27 protein-coding genes are annotated in these 21,665 nt (G+C 62.2%); 6 read left to right on the forward strand and 21 right to left on the reverse strand.

What is annotated here, in order from left to right; all coding sequences use genetic code 11:
- Positions 1–100 precede the first annotated feature (100 nt).
- Genes artM through ACZ9IL_RS14860 form a run of 5 tightly spaced genes read right to left on the reverse strand, consistent with a single transcriptional unit; the run spans position 101 to position 3,050 of the window.
- Positions 101–763 (reverse strand): arginine ABC transporter permease ArtM, encoded by a 663-nt coding sequence (gene artM, locus ACZ9IL_RS14840; protein WP_476004176.1) that lies wholly within the window; start codon positions 761–763, stop codon positions 101–103.
- 2 nt (positions 764–765) lie between these two features.
- Positions 766–891: a hypothetical protein gene (locus ACZ9IL_RS14845; RefSeq protein ID WP_476004177.1), complete on the reverse strand. Its 126-nt coding sequence runs from the start codon at positions 889–891 to the stop codon at positions 766–768.
- A gap of 2 nt (positions 892–893) precedes the next feature.
- Positions 894–1,544: an arginine ABC transporter permease ArtQ gene (artQ, locus tag ACZ9IL_RS14850; protein ID WP_476004178.1), complete on the reverse strand. Its 651-nt coding sequence runs from the start codon at positions 1,542–1,544 to the stop codon at positions 894–896.
- A 3-nt stretch (positions 1,545–1,547) separates the two neighbouring features.
- Positions 1,548–2,285, reverse strand: a complete 738-nt coding sequence (locus ACZ9IL_RS14855; protein WP_476004179.1) for a transporter substrate-binding domain-containing protein — start codon at positions 2,283–2,285, stop codon at positions 1,548–1,550.
- 24 nt (positions 2,286–2,309) lie between these two features.
- Positions 2,310–3,050 carry an ATP-binding cassette domain-containing protein gene (locus ACZ9IL_RS14860; RefSeq protein WP_476004180.1) on the reverse strand — a complete coding sequence of 247 codons (741 nt, stop codon included), beginning with the start codon at positions 3,048–3,050 and terminating at the stop codon, positions 2,310–2,312.
- A 200-nt stretch (positions 3,051–3,250) separates the two neighbouring features.
- On the opposite strand from ACZ9IL_RS14860, the gene argR reads away from it, so the two are divergent.
- Positions 3,251–3,721, forward strand: a complete 471-nt coding sequence (gene argR / locus ACZ9IL_RS14865; RefSeq protein WP_005308670.1) for a transcriptional regulator ArgR — start codon at positions 3,251–3,253, stop codon at positions 3,719–3,721.
- Positions 3,722–3,915: 194 nt separating this feature from the next.
- On the opposite strand, the gene ACZ9IL_RS14870 is transcribed toward argR, so the two are convergent.
- The 5 genes from ACZ9IL_RS14870 to glnK all read right to left on the reverse strand — a co-directional run bounded on the left by ACZ9IL_RS14870 (position 3,916) and on the right by glnK (position 9,374).
- On the reverse strand, positions 3,916–4,821 hold the full coding sequence (locus tag ACZ9IL_RS14870; RefSeq protein ID WP_476004181.1) for a Dyp-type peroxidase: 906 nt from the start codon (positions 4,819–4,821) through the stop codon (positions 3,916–3,918).
- Positions 4,822–4,876: 55 nt separating this feature from the next.
- Positions 4,877–5,935, reverse strand: coding sequence for an ABC transporter ATP-binding protein (locus ACZ9IL_RS14875; RefSeq protein WP_476004182.1), 1,059 nt, complete (start codon positions 5,933–5,935; stop codon positions 4,877–4,879).
- 198 nt (positions 5,936–6,133) lie between these two features.
- Complete coding sequence (locus ACZ9IL_RS14880) at positions 6,134–7,759, reverse strand: ABC transporter permease (RefSeq protein ID WP_476004183.1); 1,626 nt, start codon at positions 7,757–7,759, stop codon at positions 6,134–6,136.
- Positions 7,760–7,798: 39 nt separating this feature from the next.
- Entirely contained in the window at positions 7,799–8,806 is a 1,008-nt protein-coding gene (locus ACZ9IL_RS14885) for a Fe(3+) ABC transporter substrate-binding protein (protein ID WP_476004184.1), read from the reverse strand.
- A 229-nt stretch (positions 8,807–9,035) separates the two neighbouring features.
- On the reverse strand, positions 9,036–9,374 hold the full coding sequence (gene glnK / locus ACZ9IL_RS14890) for a P-II family nitrogen regulator (RefSeq protein WP_476004185.1): 339 nt from the start codon (positions 9,372–9,374) through the stop codon (positions 9,036–9,038).
- Between the two features lie 202 nt (positions 9,375–9,576).
- Between glnK and arfB the strand changes: the two genes are divergently transcribed.
- A complete protein-coding gene (arfB, locus tag ACZ9IL_RS14895; protein ID WP_476004186.1) occupies positions 9,577–9,993 on the forward strand; it encodes an alternative ribosome rescue aminoacyl-tRNA hydrolase ArfB in 417 nt (138 codons plus the stop codon).
- 39 nt (positions 9,994–10,032) lie between these two features.
- Positions 10,033–10,524, forward strand: coding sequence for a methylated-DNA--[protein]-cysteine S-methyltransferase (locus tag ACZ9IL_RS14900; protein ID WP_476004187.1), 492 nt, complete (start codon positions 10,033–10,035; stop codon positions 10,522–10,524).
- A 276-nt stretch (positions 10,525–10,800) separates the two neighbouring features.
- On the opposite strand, the gene ACZ9IL_RS14905 is transcribed toward ACZ9IL_RS14900, so the two are convergent.
- The 8 genes from ACZ9IL_RS14905 to ACZ9IL_RS14940 form a co-directional block, all read right to left on the reverse strand.
- Positions 10,801–11,997, reverse strand: a complete 1,197-nt coding sequence (locus ACZ9IL_RS14905) for a NupC/NupG family nucleoside CNT transporter (RefSeq protein WP_476004188.1) — start codon at positions 11,995–11,997, stop codon at positions 10,801–10,803.
- A 182-nt stretch (positions 11,998–12,179) separates the two neighbouring features.
- Complete coding sequence (locus tag ACZ9IL_RS14910) at positions 12,180–13,115, reverse strand: LysR family transcriptional regulator (RefSeq protein WP_476005362.1); 936 nt, start codon at positions 13,113–13,115, stop codon at positions 12,180–12,182.
- A 76-nt stretch (positions 13,116–13,191) separates the two neighbouring features.
- Positions 13,192–13,728 (reverse strand): glutathione peroxidase, encoded by a 537-nt coding sequence (locus ACZ9IL_RS14915; RefSeq protein ID WP_476004189.1) that lies wholly within the window; start codon positions 13,726–13,728, stop codon positions 13,192–13,194.
- Positions 13,729–13,781: 53 nt separating this feature from the next.
- Positions 13,782–14,345 (reverse strand): NnrU family protein, encoded by a 564-nt coding sequence (locus ACZ9IL_RS14920; RefSeq protein WP_476004190.1) that lies wholly within the window; start codon positions 14,343–14,345, stop codon positions 13,782–13,784.
- Positions 14,346–14,546: 201 nt separating this feature from the next.
- A complete protein-coding gene (locus ACZ9IL_RS14925; protein WP_476004191.1) occupies positions 14,547–15,680 on the reverse strand; it encodes a glycerate kinase in 1,134 nt (377 codons plus the stop codon).
- A 9-nt stretch (positions 15,681–15,689) separates the two neighbouring features.
- Positions 15,690–16,952, reverse strand: coding sequence for a GntP family permease (locus ACZ9IL_RS14930; RefSeq protein ID WP_476004192.1), 1,263 nt, complete (start codon positions 16,950–16,952; stop codon positions 15,690–15,692).
- A 119-nt stretch (positions 16,953–17,071) separates the two neighbouring features.
- Positions 17,072–18,187 (reverse strand): sugar diacid recognition domain-containing protein, encoded by a 1,116-nt coding sequence (locus ACZ9IL_RS14935; RefSeq protein ID WP_476004193.1) that lies wholly within the window; start codon positions 18,185–18,187, stop codon positions 17,072–17,074.
- On the reverse strand, positions 18,174–18,314 hold the full coding sequence (locus tag ACZ9IL_RS14940; protein ID WP_476004194.1) for a hypothetical protein: 141 nt from the start codon (positions 18,312–18,314) through the stop codon (positions 18,174–18,176). The genes ACZ9IL_RS14935 and ACZ9IL_RS14940 overlap by 14 nt, the downstream gene beginning before the upstream one ends.
- 176 nt (positions 18,315–18,490) lie before the next feature.
- Here ACZ9IL_RS14940 and ACZ9IL_RS14945 point away from each other — a divergent pair, with 176 nt between their 5' ends.
- The 3 genes from ACZ9IL_RS14945 (at position 18,491) to ACZ9IL_RS14955 (ending at position 20,291) form a co-directional block, all read left to right on the forward strand.
- Positions 18,491–18,865 carry a YacL family protein gene (locus ACZ9IL_RS14945; protein ID WP_476004195.1) on the forward strand — a complete coding sequence of 125 codons (375 nt, stop codon included), beginning with the start codon at positions 18,491–18,493 and terminating at the stop codon, positions 18,863–18,865.
- Positions 18,866–18,917: 52 nt separating this feature from the next.
- Entirely contained in the window at positions 18,918–19,214 is a 297-nt protein-coding gene (locus tag ACZ9IL_RS14950) for a hypothetical protein (RefSeq protein WP_476004196.1), read from the forward strand.
- A gap of 237 nt (positions 19,215–19,451) precedes the next feature.
- Positions 19,452–20,291: a lysostaphin resistance A-like protein gene (locus ACZ9IL_RS14955; protein ID WP_476004197.1), complete on the forward strand. Its 840-nt coding sequence runs from the start codon at positions 19,452–19,454 to the stop codon at positions 20,289–20,291.
- Between the two features lie 79 nt (positions 20,292–20,370).
- Here ACZ9IL_RS14955 and ACZ9IL_RS14960 read toward each other — a convergent pair whose 3' ends face one another.
- The 3 genes from ACZ9IL_RS14960 to ACZ9IL_RS14970 are packed head-to-tail and all read right to left on the reverse strand — an operon-like array spanning position 20,371 to position 21,654.
- Positions 20,371–20,790 carry a DUF4426 domain-containing protein gene (locus ACZ9IL_RS14960; protein WP_042643266.1) on the reverse strand — a complete coding sequence of 140 codons (420 nt, stop codon included), beginning with the start codon at positions 20,788–20,790 and terminating at the stop codon, positions 20,371–20,373.
- Positions 20,791–20,794: 4 nt separating this feature from the next.
- On the reverse strand, positions 20,795–21,103 hold the full coding sequence (yggU, locus tag ACZ9IL_RS14965; protein ID WP_476004198.1) for a DUF167 family protein YggU: 309 nt from the start codon (positions 21,101–21,103) through the stop codon (positions 20,795–20,797).
- On the reverse strand, positions 21,103–21,654 hold the full coding sequence (locus ACZ9IL_RS14970; RefSeq protein ID WP_476004199.1) for a YggT family protein: 552 nt from the start codon (positions 21,652–21,654) through the stop codon (positions 21,103–21,105). Before ACZ9IL_RS14970 ends, yggU begins: the two co-directional genes overlap by 1 nt.
- Positions 21,655–21,665: the final 11 nt, after the last annotated feature.

Genomic DNA, 21,665 nt, shown 5'->3' on the forward strand with positions numbered 1-21,665 from the left:
AACAAGCGGGGATGAAAATGGAGAGGAATATGCGATAAATGGGAGGAAAGACGCAGATTTTCTGTGCCTCTCTCACCATTAAGAGGTAATTACGACTGTTTCAGGACTGAAATGCCAGAGCTCGTCGTTCACACCAACGGAAACCAATTGTTAACAATCCATTCATGGTCAGGTAGAGCGCACCGGCCACGGTGAACACCGCTAGGGTGTCATACGTCTGCGCGTTGAGACGCTGGGCCAGCCCCATGATGTCCATGATGGTGATGGTACTGGCGAGCGAGCTGCCCTTGAGCACCAGGATCACCTCGTTGGAGTAGGCGGGTACCAGCCGGCGGGCGGCATGACGCGCCTTCATCCACAGGGTCTGCCCGGCCGAGAAGCCGAGAGCCCGACAGGCTTCCACCTCACCGGCCGGGATCGCATCGAGCGCCCCCTTGAACAGCCGGGTGGAATAGGCCGCAGTGTTAAACCCCAGCGCCAGCACGGCGCAGAACCAGGGCTGCTTGAGCAGCACCCACAGCGGGCCAGCCTTGAGCCACTCGAACTGACCAGGACCGTAATAGATGAGGAAGATCTGGATCAGCAACGGCGTGCCGGTGAAGAGCAACACCCACAGCTGCACCAGCTGGGTCGCCACCGGAATGCGCCGCTCCAGCACCCAGGTCATGCCAACCGCCAGCAGCACGCCGAGCAACAGACTGAATGCCGTCAGCTGCAGGGTGATCGCCAGACCACCCAGCAGGGTCATGAGATAGTCTTGCATGATCAGCCTCCGTAGCGGCGGGTATAACAGGATGTCTGCTTGAACCCGAATTCACTCAGCTGACTGAAGACGGTCGGTTGCAGGGTGATCACTAATCCACCCAGCAGGGTCATGAGATAGTCCGGCATGATCAGCCTCCGTAACGACGGGTATAACGGGCAGCCTGCTTGAGGCCAAACTCACTCACCAGGCTGATGCCCAAGTAGATGAGGGCTGCCGCGGCATACCAGGTGAAGGGTTCGTAGGTACTGGCCGAGGCCATCTGCGCCTGACGCATCATCTCGTTCACCCCGATGAGGGAGACCAGCGCCGTGTCTTTCAGTAATACCAGCCACTGGTTACCGAGTCCGGGCAGGGCATGACGCCAGGCCTGGGGCAACACGATGCGAAAGAAGATGTGGCCTCTGCCGAGGCCAAGCGCCAGCGCCGCCAGTCGCTGCCCTGCGGGCACCGCATTGAGCGCCGCCCGCAGGGTCTGGGTGGCGTAGCTCGCGAACAGCAGGGAGAGCGCCAGCACACCGCAGGCGAACGGGCTGAACTCCACGTACTCGCCGGTGATGAGGAACAGCACCTGGGTCGAGCCGAAGTAGATGAACAGCACCACCAGCAACTCCGGCAGGCCGCGGATCAACGTAGTGAGAGTGGCCACCGGCCACACCAACCAACTGCGCTTGCTGAGCTCGGCGGCGCTGAATGACAGCGCCAGCACCATGCCCCCGACCAGTGATGCCAAGGCCAGCCCGAGGGTCATCCAGGCTGCATCCAACAACAGGCTCAACATGGCTTACTGCGCGAAGTATTTGTCGAAGATTTTCTGATAGGTGCCATTGGCCTTGATCTCGGCCAGCCCCTTGTTCAGCTGGGTCAGCAGCTCTTTATTATCCTTCGCCACCGCGATGCCAAAACCGGTACCGAAGTACTTGGCGTCGGTCACCGGGGTGCCGATGACGCTGTAATCCTTGTGTTGCTTGAGCCAGTCGGCGGCGACGGCGGTGTCGGCGAAGACGCCGTCGGTACGGCCGTTCATCATGTCGAGGAAGGCGCTCTGGTAGCTGGCGTAAGGCACGGTCAGCAGGCCCTTGCTGATCCAGTTATCCACCAGATAGGACTGGTGGGAGGTGCCGTTCTGCACGCCGACCGTCTTGTCGACCAGCTCTTCCGGGCCCTTGAAGCTGCCCTTCTTGGCCACGAACACCGCGGAGTTCTCGTAATAGATGTCGGAGAAATCGACCTGGGCGGCCCGCTCCGGGGTCACGTCCATGGCGGCGATGGCCGCATCGTAGCGACGGAACTTGAGGCTGGGGATCAGGCTGTCGAAGGCCTGGTTGTGGAAGCTGCACTCCAGCTTGGCCTGGGCGCAGATGGCGCGGGCCAGGTCGATGTCGAAGCCCTGGAACTCGTTCTTGTCATCCAGGTATTCAAACGGCGCGTAGGTTGCCTCGGTGGCAAACTTGATCTCCTTGGCCAGCACGGAAGTGCTCAGCAGGCCCATGGCGGCGATCAACAGCAGACTCTTTTTCATGACAGCTTCCTTATCGACTCAGTATCAATGCATCAAGAATTCGGCAAACCGGCTGGTCTGCGGGGCCTGGAAGATGGCGGCACTACCGGACTCGATGATCCGCCCCTTCTCCAGATAGATCACCTGACTGGCCACCTTGCGGGCGAACTCCACCTCGTGGGTCACCACCACCTGGGTGATGCCGGTCTGGCTCAGGGTGCGGATGATCTCCGCCACCTCTTTGGTAATTTCGGGATCGAGCGCCGCGGTCGGCTCGTCAAACAGCAGCACCTGGGGATCCATCATCAGGGTGCGCGCGATGGCGACCCGCTGCTGTTGGCCGCCGGACAGGCGTGCCGGCCAGGCGTCGCGCTTGTCGGCAAGCTGCAACTGGGCGAGCAGATAGGCGCCCTTGTCGATGGCGGCCTCGCGGCTCATGCCGAGCACCTTGACCGGCGCCTCGATGAGGTTCTCCATCACGGTGAGATGTGGCCACAGATTGTACTGCTGGAACACCATGCCCACCTTGCGGCGCAGAGCCTGTGCCTGACGGTTGAATTGCACCACGGACATGGAGGACGGGAAAGAAAATTCACTGTCGCCGATGCGCAATACACCGGCATCCGGGGTGTCCAGCAGGTTCATCATGCGCAGCAGCGAGCTCTTGCCAGCGCCGCTCGGGCCCAGCAATACCAAGGTCTCGCCGGGCGCGGTCTTGAAGCTGACCTGTTGCAGTACCTGCACCTTGTGCCAGGATTTTTCGATGCCGATTAATTCAATACCCATACAGCCCAATTGAATAAGTTTTCAAAATTTCGTCCTGATTCTAGCGCTAGGTTGGGTGGATGCAAGCTATATTTGAATCAATATGCAGAACAAGCGCCGCTTCCTTGCCAAAACCGGCATATGAATGCAAAATAGCAGCGCTGTTCGTATCTGCCGCCTGAGCGTGACAGGCGGCCACCCCCCTCATTCGTGAGTCCAAGATGAAACATAACGACAAGCAAGAAAAACTGGCCAAGGCCTTTAAAGCCCTGCTGAAAGAGGAGCGTTTTGGCTCCCAGGCAGAGATAGTCACCGCCTTGCAAGAGATGGGCTTCGAGAACATCAACCAATCCAAGGTCTCGCGCATGCTGAGCCGCTTCGGCGCCGTTCGCACCCGCAACGCCAAGATGGAAATGGTCTACTGCCTGCCGGTGGAACTGGGTGTGCCAACCACCTCCAGCCCGCTCAAGAACCTGGTGCTGGATGTCGACCACAACGGGGCCCTGGTGGTGATCCACACCAGCCCGGGTGCCGCTCAGCTGATCGCCCGTCTGCTCGACTCTCTCGGCAAGGCCGAAGGGATCCTCGGCACCATCGCCGGTGATGACACCATCTTCATCACCCCGACCAGCGACACCGATATCGAAGAACTCTACCTCTCGGCGCTCGAACTGTTCGAACAGACCCCTTGAGCAGGAGCCGTCTTGTGACGGCGCCCCTGAACGAACAATCCCGGCCTAGGCCGGGATTTTTGTTATCTGGGCGCCCTGTCGGTCGCCTGGCTTGCACCCGGGCTCTGTTGCCCGGCGTCACAGCTGAGCCGACAGGGTCAGAGATCCGTACCAGACCACCCGCTTCGGCTCATTTCTGCAGCGTATTTGTGCTGTTATTTACCCTGTGATAGCAGGAAATCTTGCGAAGGTGCGAACAGCGCCACCCCGGTCACTGCCTTGGTGAAGCGCAGCAGGTGATCGTAGTGACTGCCCTCCCCTTTATACATGCTCGCCAGCATGGCATTGAAGTGCAGCGGCGTGCGGCAGCAGGAGATGAAGTAGAGCCCCTGCTCGCGCATGGTGCCCCAGGGCATGCTCTGGCGCAGGATCTCCATGGACTCCCCCTTGGGGGTCTTGAGGTTGACCCGCTTGATGTGGGAGGTCTGCGGCTTGTCGGCCGACTCGTACTCGATGTTGTCGAGCTTGGTACGGCCTATGATGTCTTCCTGCTCCTTCAGCGCCAGCTTCTCCCACTCCGCCAGGGCATGCACCCAGCGCTGGACGTGGATATAGGAGCCACCGGCAAATTCGCCACCCTCGAGCAGCGCCACCTCGGCCCTGTGCGCATCTTGCGGGTTCTCGGTGCCGTCGACGAAACCGGTGAGATCGCGGCAATCCTGGTTGCGAAAGCCCCTGACCTCTTCGGCCAGCTCGACCAAGCCGGCCAGCAGCGCCATCACCCGCTGACCGGCGTGATGCAGCACGTCGACCCGGTCGGCACGCAGTTGCACGAACAGATCGAAGGGAGTACTGGGCGCCTCCTGGCCGTTGGCGGACTGGGCCATGAAGCCGCGGAACTGGGGCGGACGGGCAGCGGGGTAGATGGCATCCCAGCCCTCGGCCCCCACGGCGACCAGACCGGAGAAACCGGCATCGGGGAAATCGGTACTGACCGCATCCCACAGGACCGGCAGCCTGGCCAGACGGGTCGCCAGCTCGGCACCGTCACCGGTGCGATTGAACATCAGATAGAGGGCGTGCAGATTCGGCTCTGCGCAGATCCCGGCTTGGGCTTTCATTTCTCTCTCCAAAGGCATTGCTATGGGCGTGGCGGGATTATAAACCGGAATAGCGTCAATTCCTTGATTTCACATCGCTATCGGGCACATCCCCAAACAGCACCAGGGCATGGGGGGCAACCGTGACCTCGGCTCGCTCTCCCTCCAGCGGCTCCCCTATGCTGGCCTCCAGCAGCAGATCCCCGCACTCCACCAGCACCCGGCAGTGGTGACCGAGGAACTGCTGCTCCCGTACCCGGAGCTCCCCCTCTGCCGCCGCCGTCAGCACCAGTTGTTGGGGTCTGAGCATCAGCTGCAACCGCTCACCGACGGCGCGGCCATGGGGTTCATGACCGCAGATAAGCCCCAGCGCCGTCTGCACGCTGCGGTCGTCCACCACCTCGGCGGCCAGGTAGTTCACCCCACCGAGAAACTCCGCCACGAAGCGGTTCTGCGGGCGGCGATAGAGCTGCTCCGGCTCCCCCACCTGCTCGATGTGGCCGGCCCGGAACAGCGCCAGCCGGTCGGCAAAGGCAAACGCCTCCTCCTTGCTGTGGCTGACGAAGATGGCCCCGATGCCCTGTCGCTTGAGCAGGGTACGGATCTCGAGGATCAACTTCATCCGCACCTGGGTGTCGATGTTGGAGAAGGGCTCGTCCAGCAGCATCAGCCTGGGCTTGCACACCAGGGCGCGGGCGATGGCGACCCGTTGCTGCTGACCGCCGGAAAGCTGATGAGGATAGCGCTCCCCCAGCCCCTGCAGATTGACCAGCGCCAGCGCCTCCTCCACCTGCTGCTGGCGCACGCTGCGGGTTTGGCGTACCAGCCCGAAGCCGACGTTGTCGGCCACCGTCAGGTGCGGGAACAGGGCGTAATCCTGAAAGATCATGCCGATGTTGCGCGCCTCCGGTGCCAGGCTGTGGCCCTGCCCGTCCAGCAGGGTATCGCCGAGCCGGATCGTCCCCTGCGCCAGCGGCAGCAGGCCGGCAATGGCCTTGAGCAGGGTGGTCTTGCCACAGCCGCTGGCACCCAGCAGACAGACGATCTCGTTGTCGGCCACCTGCAAAGAAAGTTGCTCCAGCACGGGGCGGCCGTTGTAGTGACAGCTGACCTTCTCGATATTCAGGCAGGACAAAGGACTCTTCCTCTCTTGTTGGAACGCCGGGCCAGCCGCTGGCCACCCCATGACAGGCAGACGATCCCGTTGTCGGCCACCTGCAAAGAAAGTTGCTCCAGCACGGGCCGGCCGTTGTAGTGACAGCTGACCTTCTCGATATTCAGACAAGACAAGGCTCGTCTCCTCTCGTTCTTTGACGTCAGGCCGGACAAGGGCTCAATGGCCCTGGCTGTCCAGGCTGCGGTTGATCCAGATGAGCGGCACCAGGCCCACCAGCACGATGACGATGGCGCCGAGCGCCCCCCGCTCCAGCATCTCGTCCGAGACGAACTGATAGACGTGGGTCGCCAGGGTCTCGAAGTTGAACGGCCGCAGCAGCAGGGCGGCGGGCAGCTCCTTCATGGATTCGATAAATACCAGCATGGCGCCGGCAAACAGGCCGCGCCGCACCAGCGGCAGGTGGACCCGTCGCAGCATGCCACCGGTCCCCTGCCCCAGGGAGCGCGCCGCCATGTCGAGGCTGGGGGAGATCTTGCTCATGCTGCTCTCCACCGAGCCGATGGCGATGGCCACGAAGCGCACCAGATAACCGAACACGATGGCGGTGAGGGTGCCGGTCAACAGCAGACCTGGCCCCGCAAGCCCAAGCCACTCGGCCAGATCGTTGATGCCGAAATCCAGCGCCGTCAGCGGCACCAGCACCCCGATGGCGAGCACTGTGCCCGGCATGGCATAACCCATGGCGGCGATGCGCAGGGGTAGCAGGCTGCGAGTGCCGCCGTCGAGACGGCGACAGAAACCGAGCAACAGCGCGACGGCCATGGCGAGCAGGGCGGTCAAGGCCGAGATGAGCAGGCTGTTGCCGGCGAAGCGGACGAACTCCGGCGTCCAGGAGAGCGCGAAGTAGCGCACCCCGTAATCGAGCAGGATGGCGAACGGCAGGGCGAAGCCTGCCAGCACCAGGCCCCAGCACCAGAACCCCGCCAGCAGGCGCCATCCCCCCTTGAGCGGATAACGCAGCGGTTGCTCGTGGCCCATGGATTTCTGGAACACCTGCTGGCGCTGGCGAGAGCGCCGTTCAAACGCGATCAGCACCACCACCGCCAGCAACATCAGGCAGGAGAGCTTGGCGGCGGTGGCCAGGCTGCCGTAACCGAGCCAGGTGTCGTAGATGGCCGTCGTCAGGGTGTTGATGGCAAAGAAATGCACGGTGGCGAAGTCGGCAAGGGTTTCCATCGCCACCAGAGAGATGGCGACCATGATGGCGGGGCGCGCCAGCGGCAGGCTCAGGCGGCGAAAGCTCTGCCAGGGGGTGCAGCCAAGCAGCCGGCTGGAGTGAATGAGGCTGACCGACTGCTCCAGGAAGGAGGCCCGGGTCAGCAGATAGACATAGGGGAACAGCACCAGTGCCAGTACCCAGGCGGCCCCGCCGAGGGAGCGAATGGCCGGGAACCAGTAGTCACCCGGGCTCTGCCAGCCGAACAGGGCCCGCAGTCCCGCCTGCAGCGGGCCCGAGTAATCAAGCAGATCGGTATAGACGTAAGCGACTATGTAGGAGGGCATGGCCATGGGCAACATCAGCGCCCATTGCAGGGCACGGCGCCCCGGCACCTGACACATGGCCACCAGCCAGGCGGTGGGGACCCCGAACAGCAAGCTGAGCCCCACCACCCCCAGCACCAGTCCGGCGGTGTTGGCGAGGTAGTCGAGCAAGACGGTGTCGGTGAGATGGCGAAACAGCTCTCCGTCCGCCGAGAAGGCGGAGAAGATCAGGGCGAGTACGGGCAAACCCAGCAGCAGGGCACTGACCCAGCTGCCGGCAATCCAACCAGAATTTTTCATGAGACCACAGCGATTGATGGGGCCCTTGGCCCCATCTGATTACAAATCGAACTTCACTTCATCCAGCAGTTGCAAGGCGTCCTTGCGGTGCTTGGCATAGTCGCTGACCGGCAGGGCGTCAGACTTGAAGCTGCCCCAGGACTTGACCATGGCGGACGGCTCCACCCCGACCTTGACCGGATACTCGGCATTCACGTCAGCATACAGGTGCTGGGCGGTGTCGCCGGAGAGGAACTCCATCAGCTTCTGGGCCTCAACCTTGTTCTTGGCGTACTTGGTCATGGCCACACCGCTCACGTTGACGTGGGCACCGCGATCTCCCTGGTTCGGGAAGTTGATGTAGACCGCATCGGCCCAGGACTTCTGCGCCGGATCTTTCAACATGGCGCCCAGGTAGTAGCTGTTGCCGAGGGCGATATCACAGATGCCATCCTTGACTGCCTTGACCTGATCCCGATCGTTGCCCTGCGGCTTGCGCGCCAGGTTGGCCTTGACCCCTTCCAGCCAGGTCTTGGTGTCGGCCATGCCGTGATGGGCGATCATGGAGGAGACCAGCGCCACATTGTATTCGTGTTTGCCGCTGCGAGTACAAATTTTGCCTTTGAATTCAGGCTTGACCAGATCTTCGTAGCTGATGGTGTCGAGCTTGCCGAGGCGCTCCTTGCTGGAATAGATGGCGCGCACCCGGGTGGTCAGGGCGAACCAACGGTTCTCGGGATCGCGATAGATGGAGGGGATGTTCTCCTGCAAAGTCTTGCTGTCGACCGACTGCACCAGATCCTTGTCCACCAGATCGGTCAGGCGGCTGATGTCGACGGTCAGCATCAGGTCGGCCGGGGAGAGCTTGCCTTCCCGCTCCAGACGCTCGTTCAGCCCCTCCTTGGCGAATACCACGTTGACCTTGATCCCGGTCTCCTTCTCGAACTGCTGGATGATGGGCTTGATCAGCTCATCCTGGCGGGTGGAGTAGACGTTCACCTCCCCTGCTGCCAATGCCGACTGGGTGACCAGCGAGGAGAAGAGCAGCGCCAACATCTTCATTTTCATCATCCATTCCTTGTGTGCATCGATTGATAACTATTTTCGTTTGCATTCTGCACAGTCGGCACCGCCGGATCAAGGTCGTTTGCACAGGTAGGATCACATATTTAACCACCGACCAAACAAAGAGGCCGGATGGAATCCCACCCGGCCTCTCGATGATATGTCGCTCACTTCAACCAGCCTGGCTCCGCCAAACCGCCTACGCCCCGACCGGCGCACGGCAGCATGGGCATCACAGCGCCTCGTCGTCGCTCTCGCCGGTACGGATACGCACCGCCTGCAACAAGTCGTAGACGAAGATCTTGCCATCGCCGATCTTGCCGGTATAAGCCGCCTTGCAGATGGCCTCGATCACCCCTTCCACGTTCTCGTCGGCGGTGGCGATTTCCAGCTTCACCTTCGGCAGGAAGTCGACCTGATACTCGGCTCCCCGGTATAATTCGGTATGTCCCTTCTGGCGACCGAAGCCCTTGACCTCGGACACGGTCAGACCTTCGACCCCCAGGGTGGCGATGGCTTCGCGCACATCGTCCAATTTGAAGGGTTTGATAATCGCAGTAATCAGCTTCATCTGGTTGCTCCCAATCCATGGTATGTCGTGGATAGAGCCATCAATTCTTGTGCCAAGTATTTTTATTGTTTATTTTCATAAAGATAGGATTTAACCCTTGGGCCATTATGACCCAGGATCACCAAGGAAGCGCATCTCGCCCCATCTTGAGGCACCAAGCTGCACCAGACTCCCTTGATGCACCAAATGAGAGCATCACCCCATGTTAGTCATCTCCAACAGCGTGACCATTCCCTGGCATGAGCTGCAGTTCCAGACCATGCGCGCCCAGGGTGCCGGGGGTCAGCACGTCAACAAAACCGACTCCGCCGTCTGGTTGCGCTTCGATTACCGCGACTCCCCCAGCCTGCCGGACCTCTACAAGGAGGGGCTCGACAAGCTGAGCGACAGCCGGGTGCACGACGGCTTCATCCAGATCAGGGTCGAGACCCATCGCAGCCAGGACATGAACCGCAAGGAGGCCATGACCCGGCTGGTGGAACTGCTGAAAAAGTCCGCGTGGCGCCCCAAGGCTCGTCACGCCACCAAGCCGACCCGCAGCTCCCAGCGCAAGCGGGTCGATGCCAAGAAGCGCAAGGGGGAAATAAAATCGACCCGCGGCAAACCCGGGCTGGAATGAGGCGCCCTGCCGACCGGCACGAACCAAGGAATGCAGAAGATGAAATACAGTTTTTGTGACAGCGGCCATGGCCCTCTGCTCGTCGCCATCGACCGGGACGGACTGCGCTACGTGGAATTTGTACGAGGTGAGCGGCCGGTGCAGCCAGCGCCGGAGTGGCAGCGGGACGAGGTGGCGCTGGCCCCCTTCATCGAGCAGTTCGAGGCCTACTTCGCCGGCCGGCTGCAACATTTTGACCTGCCGCTCGCCGCCCGGGGCACCCCGTTCCAGCAATCGGTCTGGCAGGCCCTGTGCGAGATCCCCTACGGCGAGACCACCAGCTATCTGGAGATCGCCAAGGCCATCGGCAACCCCAAGGCGATGCGGGCGGTCGGGGCCGCCAACGGTCGCAATCCCTTGAGCATCATAGTGCCCTGCCACAGGGTCATAGGCCGCAGCGGCGAGCTGATCGGATATGGCGGAGGTCTGCCCATCAAGCGCTGGCTGCTGGCGCTGGAGCAATCACATCAGTCCTTTGAGCTGACGCCCTGACCGCAAGATCCAGACACCCGAACCAGGCCAACGGGGGCTTAGCAAAATGAATGCAGCATGAAGAATCGCCTCAGAAGGGCTTCAGACAGGGGCTGGCATCATGGCTTCATACTTGGATGGCACGGGTCATCCCTCATCCAGGTACCACCCGTGTGACGCTTCCAATCTGTCTTTTTCCCCGCGCCTCCCCAGAGGCGCTTTTTTTTGCCTGTCGCCTGGCCACAAAAAAGCCCGCCGAAGCAGGCCTTGACCGGAAGGTGCTAACCCAGGGTCAAATCAGAGGGCGAGGAACAACCCCGCCAGGGAGGCGCTCATCAGATTCGCCAGCACCCCCGCCAGGATGGCGCGCATGCCGTAACGGGCGATGAAGGACTTGCGCTCCGGCACCATGGCCCCCAGGCCACCGATGAGGATCGCCATGGAGGAGATGTTGGCGAAGCCGCACAGGGCGAAGGTGACGATGGCCTTGCTCGACTCGCTCAGGGTCTGATCCTGCACCAGAGCGATGAAGGCGACGAACTCGTTGATGACGATCTTGGTGCCGATCAGGGCGCCGGCCGCCTGAGCCTCGCCCCAGGGCACGCCGATCAGCCAGGAGACGGGGGCAAACAGCCAGCCCAGGATGATCTGGAAGCTCAGCTCCAGCCCCACCAGATCGCCGGCCCAGCCCAGCAGGCCGTTGAGCAGGGCGATCACCCCGACGAAGGCCAGTAGGGTGGCCCCCACCGCCACCGCGATGTTCAGACCCGCCATGGCGCCATCGGCCGCCGCCTCGATCACGTTGGTCGAGCGCGGCATCTCCACGTCCTGATGGTGATCCACCTCATCGGCACTGGGCGGCACCAGGATCTTGGCCATGGCCAGACCCGCTGGCGCCGACATGAAGGCTGCCGCGATCAGGTATTTCAGCTCGACCCCTATGCTGGCGTAACCCACCAGGGTGCCACCGGCCACCGAGGCCAGGCCGCAACTCATCACCGCAAAGAACTGGGAGTCGGACATCTTGGAGAGGTAGGGTTTGACCACCAGCGGCGCCTCCACCATGCCGACGAAGATGTTGGCAGTGGCGGAGAGGCTCTCGGCACGGCCGGTACCCAGCAGTTTTTGCAGGCCGCCACCGAGCAGGGCGATCACCTTGGGCATCAAGCCGATGTGGTAGAGGATGGCGATGAGGGCAGAGAAGAAGATGATCACCGGCAGCACGTTGAACGCAAAGATGAAGCCCAGCTTGAACTTGGCCAGATCGCCGAACAAGAAGGCGATCCCCTCCTGACCGTAGCCGATCACGCTGCTGACACTCTCGCTCACTCCGTTCAGCACATGCTGACCGGCAGGCAGCCAGAGTACCAGCGCGGCGAAGAGCACTTGCAGGCAGAGGGCGAAGCCCACTGTTCGCAACGGGATACGACGACGATTATCAGAGCAGAGTACGGCCATCGCCAGGATACTCAGGATGCCAAGCAGGGCAATCATAGGGATTCCATCTAGTGGGGTAAAAGATGGGCGCGGATTCTGCTCCTCCCGCGCGCTCACTGCAAGCCTGCTTGGTTACAACTCTGTTAGCAAAAACGTTTGCACGATATCGGTTGCGCCAAGCTGCTGATTTGGTTCAATTTTGGTATCAGGAGAAAGCCAGCGTTCGTATATGGAAACGATCATTCCACAGGGCTGGACAATTTGCCGCCAAGCCAGGGGGCGAGCCGCTGCTCCCAATAGGGTTCGGGACCGAAGCTCTCCTTGAGGAAATCGATGAACAGCCGGATCTTGGGATCCAGATGCTCGCGCCTGGCATAGACGGCGTGCACCGCCATCTTCTGGTTCGGTCGCCACTGGGGCAGCAGGGAGATGAGTTGGCCGGACTGCAACTCCTTGTCCAGCAAGTAGTTGGCGACATAGGCGATGCCGAGCCCGGCCAGAGCGGCGTCCCGTACCGCCTCCGCCAGATCCACCCGGTAATTGCCCGCCACCTGCACCGTCTGCCGCTCCTTGCCCTGGCGGAACGACCATTCGTGGTAGCGCCGCTCCCGGCTCTGGTAGGTGATGCAGTTATGCTGGGCCAGATCCCTGGGCTGCAGCGGGGTACCGTGACTCAGCAGGTAGTCGGGCGAGGCCACCAGCACGAAGTGGATATCCGCCAGCCGCTGCCCCACCAACCCCTGAGGCTTGTCCTCGACGGTGGTGATCCAGAGATCCAGCCCCTCATCCACCAGATTGGCGCTGTGATCGAACAACGAGACTTCCAGCTCCAGCTCGGGGTAGCGCTGCTGAAACGCCTTGAGGCGCGGGATCACGTGCAGCCGGCCAAACGACTGGCCGACCCCCAGATGCAGCACGCCACTCACCTTGCCACGGCGTTCCGCCACCATGGAGTCCGCCTCCTGCGCCACCGCCACCAAGGCACGGCAGTGGCGGGCATACTCCTGGCCAAGCTCGGTCAGGGCGAAACGACGGGTGGTGCGCTGCACCAGTTGGGCACCGAGCTCGGTCTCGAGCAGGGCCAGCTGCTTGCTGATGTGGGACTTGGAGACGCCGAGCCGCCGTGCAGCGGCGGAGATGCCCTGCTCACGGACCAGGGCATCGAAGATCACCATTTGAGGAAGGCGTTGCAGCACGGGATCACCAGATTGAAGAGACTGACGCCATTATTCCAGAGCCGCCCGACGAGGCCTAGTGATCGAGGGCCTGTTTCACGGCAGCCAGCAGCGGATCGGCATCCGGACTCTGCTTGGCACCGTAACTCGCGATCAGCTTGCCATCGCGCCCAATGAGGTACTTGTGGAAATTCCAGCCAGGGGCATCGCCGCCGGCGGCGGCCGCCAGTCCCTTGTAGAGCGGGCTGGCATCGTCCCCGCGCACGGCGATCCGGTTGAACATGGGGAAGGTCACGCCGTAGTCACGCCGACAGACAGCGGCGGTCTTGCCCTCATCCCCTGACTCCTGCCAGAAGTCGTTGGAGGGGAAACCCAGCACGATCAGCCCCCGCTCCTTGTAACCCTGATAGAGCCGTTCCAGATCGGCGAATTGGCCGCGATAACCGCAGTAGGAGGCGGTGTTGACCACCAGCACCACCTTGCCTTCGGTCAACTGGCAGAGGTTGTGGCGCTGGGTGCCGTTGAGCTCCCGCTGCTCCACATTGAAGTAGTCGGGACAAACCGCAGAGGCCGTGCTCGCACCGAGCAGCAACAACAGGCTGAACCATTTCATTGACGTGACTCCTCGCATCTTTGCGCATCATACGCGAGATCTCGCCCCGGGGATCAGTACAGGGGGATCCCGGTCAGCCAGCCGTGGCCCCAGAAGATCATCAGTGCCGTCAGCACCAGGCCGGCGCCCACGCAGATCCCGGTACCCTGCCAGCTCGCCTCGGGTCGCGGCTTCTGCTGCCAGTCACGCACCGAAATCCAGACGATGCTGACCAGCGCCCAGAGCCCCAGTCCACCGAACAGCATCAGGGAGCGAGCCTCGCTGTTCACGGCCAGATGGCTCCCCGCCCACAGCAGGGTGCCGAGCAGTTGGGGATGCACCAGCCAGCGCCGGAAATGGTTCGCACCCTGGCCGGCGCAGAGCAGGATCAGCGCGACGGGCATGGTTCCCATCACCAGCGCGGGGCCCCAGACGGGCAGGAAATAGAGCGGCAGGGGGCTGGAGGTGCGCCAGCCGGCGATGATGCAGGCGATGGCGACGAACACCAGCAGCGAGAAGAGCCCCTTGTAACGGTGCTCCCCCAGCCGATCCCGCAACCGGGCACGGTGAGGGGCGGCGAAGCAGGGATAGAGATGGATCAGGGTAAATAGCACTACCCCCAGGGTCAGCAAGATCATGGGTTTCCCCTCACAGTATGGGGGATCACTATGCCGCAAAGCCTTCGGCCAGAATACAAAAACCACATAAAAGACAGCGGGATAATGAAAAAAGCCGATCGGGGATCGGCAAGGTGCGTCAGAGCGTTTGCTGCCAAGCAGCCAACCACATCCGCTACACGGGACGGGGGATGGCCGGCGCTTCGCACCGGCCAGAAGGGATTACTTGCGCAGCATATAGAGGGCGGCCACGTTGCGAGCCGTGAGTTGCAGGTTGGTGGTGGCCGTCGCCAGCGCCTCCGGCAGGGACATGGCGCGGTTGACCACGGCAAAGACCGCGTCCAGACCGTGCTCGTGCACCACACCGTAGTCGTCGGTGAGGCAACCCGAGATGCCGATCACCGGCTTGCCAAACTGCTTGGCGCAGCGGGCCACCCCGATGGGGGTCTTGCCGTGGATGGTCTGGCTGTCGATGCGGCCCTCGCCGGTGATGACGAGATCCGCATCCGCCACCGCCTCGGCCAGTTTCAGCGCTTCTATGACAATCTGGATGCCGGGCTTGAGCTCGGCACCGAGCAGGCCGACCAGGGCCGCGCCCATGCCACCGGCGGCGCCGGCACCGGCCATGTCCTTCACCTGGCGGCCCAGGGTCTGCTCGATACAGCCAGCGTAGTGGGCCAGGTTGGCATCCAGCTGGGCCACCATGGCCGGGGTTGCACCCTTCTGCGGACCAAACACCGCGGAGGCACCTGTCGGGCCGCACAGCGGATTGTCCACGTCGCAGGCCACCTCTATGGTGATCCCGGCAAGGCGCGGATCCAGTCCGCTCAGGTCGATGCTGGCCAGATCAAGGAGACCACCCCCTCCCAGCGCGATGGGAGTGCCATCGCTCTTGAGCAGCTTGCCGCCGAGGGCCTGGATCATCCCCGCGCCGCCATCGTTGGTGGCGCTGCCGCCGATGCCGAGGATCAGGTGTTTCACCCCCATCTCCAGCGCCGCCAGGATCAGCTCGCCGGTACCGACGGTAGAGGTGAGCAGCGGATTGCGCAGTTCCGGCTCGACCAGATGCAGGCCGGAGGCGGCTGCCATCTCGATGATGGCGCGCTCGCCATCCCCCAGCAGGCCGACGAAGCCCTGCACCTTGTTGCCGAGCGGAGCAGTGACTTCCACCGGCAGGATGCGGCCACCGGTGGCATCGATCAGGGACTGGACAGTCCCCTCGCCGCCATCGGCCATCGGCAGCTTGACGTAGGTGGCGTCGGGCAACACCTGTTTGAAACCAGCCTCGATGGCATCGGCCACCGCCATGGCGCTCAGGCTCTCCTTGAATGAATCCGGTGCGATAACAATTTTCATATCAGTTCCTTAGGCGAGACCAAACACGCCAAACATCAGGGTGGAGACGGCAGCAATGGTCAGACCGACGGCGGTTTCGTAAGGGATGAGCTTGAGACGCTCGCTCACGCCCATGTGGACGCTGCCCCCGGTGGCGTGGAAGAAGGAGCCATGGGGCATGTGGTCAAACACGGTGGCACCGGCGTGGATCATGGCGGCGCCTGCGAGGCTGGTGATGCCGAGCTCAAGCAGGGTGGAGCTGAACACGTTGGACGCCACCACGGTACCGGCGGTGGTCGAGGCGGTCGCCAGCGACATCAGTGCACCGGAGATGGGGGCCAGCAGGTAGGAGGGCAGACCGGAGGCGGTCAGGCCGCTGATCAGCACGTCCTTCAGCCCGGAGTTGGCGATGATGCCCGCCAGGGTACCAGTCCCCAGCAGCATGATGGCGACCGGCGCCATGCGGGCCAGCCCGGAGACGGCAAACTGGTTCACCTTGCTGAACTTGCCCATCATCAGGGCGCCGACCAGGCCGCCGAGCGGCAGGGCGATGAGCGGATCCACGACGATACCGGCGACGGGACGCAAGGCCAGCAGCAGGATGGCGACCAGGGGGGCGCTGATGGCGGCGAAGAAGCCCGGCAACGCGACACCGTCGAAGCTCACCACTTCCTCGGCCGCAACCTTGCTGCCCTTGTTGTTCAGACGCTTGGCGAGCCAGTAGGCCATCACCAACCCGAACAGACCCGGGATGATACCGGCCGCCATCACCGAGGTGAGCGGCAGGTGGAAGGCGTCGGACGCGGCGATGGCGTTCGGGTTCGGGGACATGACGTTGCCCGCCTTGCCGCCGCCGATCATCGCCAGCAGGATGGCCGCCTTGGAGAGATCGGCGCGGCGGGCGATGGCCAGGGCGATGGGGGCGACCGTGATGACGGCCACGTCCACGAAGACGCCGACTGCGGTCAGGATCAGGGTGGCCAACGCCAGGGCCAGCAGGGCACGGGTCTCGCCAAGTTTTTTGACGATGGTCTCGGCGATGGTGGTGGCCGCGCCAGATTCGATCAGCACGCCCGCCAGCACACCGGCCGCCAGGATCCGCATCACGGCGGTGGTGATCCCCTGGGCGCCACCGATCATCAGGGCGACGGTCTGGGTCAGATCGGCGCCGCCGATCAGGCCACCGGCCAGGGCGCCGACGATCATGCCGTAAGCGGGCGGTACCTTCTTCAGGATGAGGAAGATGGCGATGGAGAGCGCGGCGAGAGCGCCGAGCGCGGATACAGGGATCATGACGGGCACCTTTTATAGTAATAAGTGGCCGCCATTATGGTGATCCCCGTCCGGAATGCTTTGGTGAAAAAGCCAAAGCTTACCTTTACGGGACCTTTATATTTGTTCAAACGAACAAATCAGCCGTCGAGATTGAGCCCGAGATAGAGCAGGAATTTATCGTCTAACTTGTTGAAACTTAATCCTGTTATCTGCTCTATCCGGGTCAGGCGGTAGCGTAGCGTGTTGGCATGGATGAACAGTGAATCGGCACAGGGATGCAGATCACAGTCCTGCAAGAAATACTGGCGCAGCGTCTTTTGCAGCGTTCCCTTTGTATCCTCTTGCGCCAGCCTGAGCAGGGGCGCGCGCAGCTGATCCGCCTGCCAGGAGTCCGCCAGACTGCCGAGCAGCACCGGCAGCCGGTAATCCTCGAAGAAGTAGGTCTGCTTGCGCGGTGCCTGGCGCATGCCACGGCGCAGGGTGTCCCGCGCCGTCTGGTAGGAGCGGGCCAGCCCGTCGATCCCGGCGAAGTAATCACCCACCCCGATGCGCACCTTGAAGTGGGGGATGCGCGCCAGCAACTGCTTGATGCGGCTGCGCTCCTGCGCCGATTGCCAGACCCCGTCGCTGAGCTGGGCCGGTTTGAGCACCACTATCTCGTCCAGGCCGTTGATGGCGACCAGGTTGTCCCGCTCCGGGTTCTCCAGCAGGTGCACCAGCTCCCGCAGCCGGGCGGGATCCGCCTCCTCCAGCGCCAGCACGGCCACCACCCGAGGCTGGGCCAGATCCAGATCGAGGAAGCGGGCCGCCTGCTGCAACTGATCGACTCGCCCCTCGCCACGGATGAGCTGCAACACCAGCTCCTCCTTGTGGCGCTTGTCCCACTGCAACTGTTCGGTCAGCGCCGCCTGCTCCAGGATAAGTTCGGCGGTCATCCGCACCAGCTCGGCGTAAGCACGCACTTCGTCTGGGTCCCCCGAGATGCCGATGACCCCGAGCAGCTCCCCCTGATAGGCGATGGGCAGATTGATGCCGGGGCGCACCCCCTTGAGCTGGCGGGCGGTGGCGTCGCTTATTTCCACCACCCGGTTCTCGGTCAGCGCCAGCACCGCCCCCTCGTGGCGCTGGTGCAGCCGCTCCGGGTTGCCGGAGGCGATGATGAGGCCATGCTCGTCCATCACGTTGACCGAGAACGACAGGATCTTCATCGCCCGGCTGACAATCTGATGCGCGAGCGCGTCATTGAGCCGCATAAGATCTCCCGATGGCGTCGATGGCGATAACGAGGCCATGCTCTTCCCCACCCACCTTGACTGAGAACGACAGGATCTTCATCGCCCGGCTGACAATCTGGTGGGCGAGCGCGTCATGTAACTGCATGGGATCTCCGAACAAAAAACGAGGTAACGCTGCAAAGATGCCACATCATCAAGACAAGCGCGGGGGGGATCGCTAGAATAGGCCACTTTACCTCAGGTGTGCCCCACCATGGATCACGATTTGGCGCCAGATGCCACGCCGTGGTGATGCCCCACTCTTTCGCTATGGATCCCGCTATGGACTATGAATTTCGCCGCGACCCGTTCGGTGGCTATCGCGCCCGGTTCTCCATGGGCCATGAAGCCATCGGCCAATGGCTGATCGACGAGGTGGGCAAGGATGAGGAGAAACTCGATGAGCTGTTCAACATCATCGACCGCCTCTCCAGCCGCGCCCTGGTCGAATACAGCTTGCCCGGCGGCGACTATTCGCTGTTGCTCACCCATGAGGAGGCGGAGGTGAAAGCCAACGTCCTCAACATCTCGCTGGACGAGGATCTCGACGATCTCGCCTACTACGATGATGAGCAGCTGGCCATGTGCGGGCTGGAAGACTTTGCCCAGGTGCTTGCCTCCTGGCGCGCCTTTATCCGCAACGAGGATATGGGCTGATTACCCTCTATATGTCGGGCAGCATGCCCGCAGCAACCCAACAGGATTGACTATGTCTATTTACGATTTTGATGATGAACTGCCGGAAGACGAAGAACAGGAATCCAGCCAGAAAGCCGCCGTGCCCGCCAAGAAGAAGGGCAAGCAGGTGATGAATACCCAGGTCAACCTGAGCCCGCGTGATGCCAGCCGTCTGAACGGCATGCACGTGGAGGCCATCACCACCCTGGACGACGTCAGCCTGCCGAAGAACGTGATCTTCAAGGCCGGCCTGATCGCCTTGGGCGAGCTGGAAGCCACCAAGCGGGCCGATATCATCGCTCGGGTGATCGCCGAATCTGGCCGATAATCATCTATTTTTAATAAAAAAACCTGCCTTATATTCCACCGTGACGCCAATAAATGGCACAAAGTCGCAAGTGAGACAGCAATAGCCGGAGCCTCTGCTCCGGCTTTTTTATGGGCAAATAGGCACCATTCAGGCAGCAAACCAGGGGACGGCAGGGATCCGACCAGCTTATTGACCCTTGTGTCACAGCATGGCGGATCGTTAAGGTGCCCCCCCTCGACGACGCAAGGAGACTCAATGTTACCGCTATTACCGCTATCTGATGCCCTGATCTGGGGGGCGCTGGCGCTGGCCGTGCTGCTCTGTCTCGCTCGTCAGCAACAGCCCGGCCTGCTCCTGCTGGGGGTGGCCCTGCTGGCCGCGCTCTGGTGTGAGCGACTCTCTCCCATCGCCCTGCTGGCAAGCCTCGCCGGCCTGTTGCTGGCCTGGCGAACGCCCAGGCTGCCCCTGCCCTGGCGCGGGATCGCACTCGGCCTGGTGCTGCTGTGGGCCATCGCCCTGGCCCTGCATCTGGTGCCGGGGTTTGACAATCCCAGGGTGCTGGATCGGGTGCTGGCCGGCCCCGCCAGCGTGCCCTTCAGTCTCTATCTCAATCTGGACAAGCCGCTGATCTTCTTCGGTCTGTTGCTGGCCTGGCCCGCCCTACTCGGTCCGGCGGGTGCGATCCGCTGGCGGCCGCTGGCCCTGTTGATCCTGCCACTGGCGGCGCAGCTGATCCTCGCCTGGCAACTTGGCGCCCTCAAGCCGGAGTTGGGTCTGCCCCACTGGTGGTGGCTGTTTGCCCTCAACAACCTGTTGTTCACCTGCGTGGCGGAAGAGGCGCTGTTTCGGGGCGTTATCCAGCAAGCCATCGCCAAGCGCACCAGGCTCTGGGTGGGCATCCTGGTCGCCAGCCTGCTGTTCGGGGCCGCGCATCTGGCCGGCGGCCCGCTGCTGATGCTGTTTGCCACCTTGGCAGGGGCCTGCTACGGACTGGCATTCCAGTGGAGCGGACGCCTCGGCGTCGCCATCCTGCTGCACTTCTTGTTCAATTTCGCCCACCTGGCCTTGTTCACCTACCCGCTGGCCAGCCGCTGAAGCCGCCGCCGGGCAGATCCCGGCTAAAAAAATACCCAGAACCGGCCGGTTCTGGGTATTTCATCGAACAAGGTGGCGTCTAGTCGACGTAGAAGGTCTGCTGGAAGGTCAGGGTCTGCTGCTGGCCCTCCCCCATGATCTTCAGGGTGAACTGGTAGGTGTCCTCATTGCGATACGGCAGCACCGCCAGATAGTAGATGGACTCCCCCTCCTTCACTTCCTGAAAACTCAGGGTACGGATGGTACCGGTCAGATTCTTGGCCTCGCCGCTGATGCCCACCGCTTGGGCAACCCCCTGCTTGTTCTGCACCGCGATGTTGATGATGCCGTTGTAACGGCTGCGCTCCAGACCGTAGGCCTTGGCCACCTCGGGCGTCAGGAAGCTGGAGTTGAAGGCGTTGTAATGCACCTGCCAGGGGCCCAGCTCCTTCATCTGTTCGGCCCGCAACGGCAGCGTCATCAACAGTGCCAGCAGGCAGCTAATCCAGGCTGTTTTCATGATGTCATCCTTCTCGTGTTCCGCTCTCCAGCAGGGCTTCAATCTCGGCGGGGATCTGCCTTGGCGCTTCGATGGTGACCGTCTTGTGTCGCCCCAGCTCCCCCCGCACGATACGAACCTGCCCCTTGGCCACCTTGAACTGCTTGGCCAGGTACTTGATCAAATGGCCATTGGCCTGACCATCCACCGGCGGCGCCGTAATGGCCACTTTCAACTCGTCGCCATGCAATCCAACGATCTGATCCCGGCTCGCCTTGGGCTGGATCATGAGATGTAGCGTCATCCCGTCCCCCTCTTGCAGGACGGCTGGCATCAGATCATCCACCACAGCTGGCCGAACAGATCTCCTAACAGATAGTTTATGGCTTGCAGCGCAATAAAGGCGACCAGCACCGAAAGATCCAGTCCACCCAACGCCGGCAGGATGCGACGGATCGGTGCCAGGAAGGGCTCGGTCAGCTGATGCATCACGTATTCGATGGGGTTGCGACCCTGGCTGACCCAGCTCAGGATGGCGCGGATCAGCAGCACCCAGAAGATCATGGAGCCCGCTTTCTTCAGTATGGTGAGGAAGGCGAACAGGCTGAGGGTGAGCCAGTCGGTCAACAGCACGTTCATGCTCTTGAGCAGCGCCAGCTTGGCGAAGGCGATGATCAGTGCCAGCAGCACCGAGGCCATGTCCAGCCCGCCGAAACCGGGAATGACGCGGCGCAGCGGGATCACCAGCGGATTGGTCAGTTTGACCACCATCTGGCTCATGGGGTTGTAGAAGTCGGCGCGGGCCCACTGCAGCCAGACGCGCAGCAATACCACCATGAGGTAGAGATCGAAAATGGTGTTAATCAGAAAGTAAGCGGTGTTCATCCGGGCTCCTG

Source organism: Aeromonas sp. TECH754 (assembly GCF_056279295.1).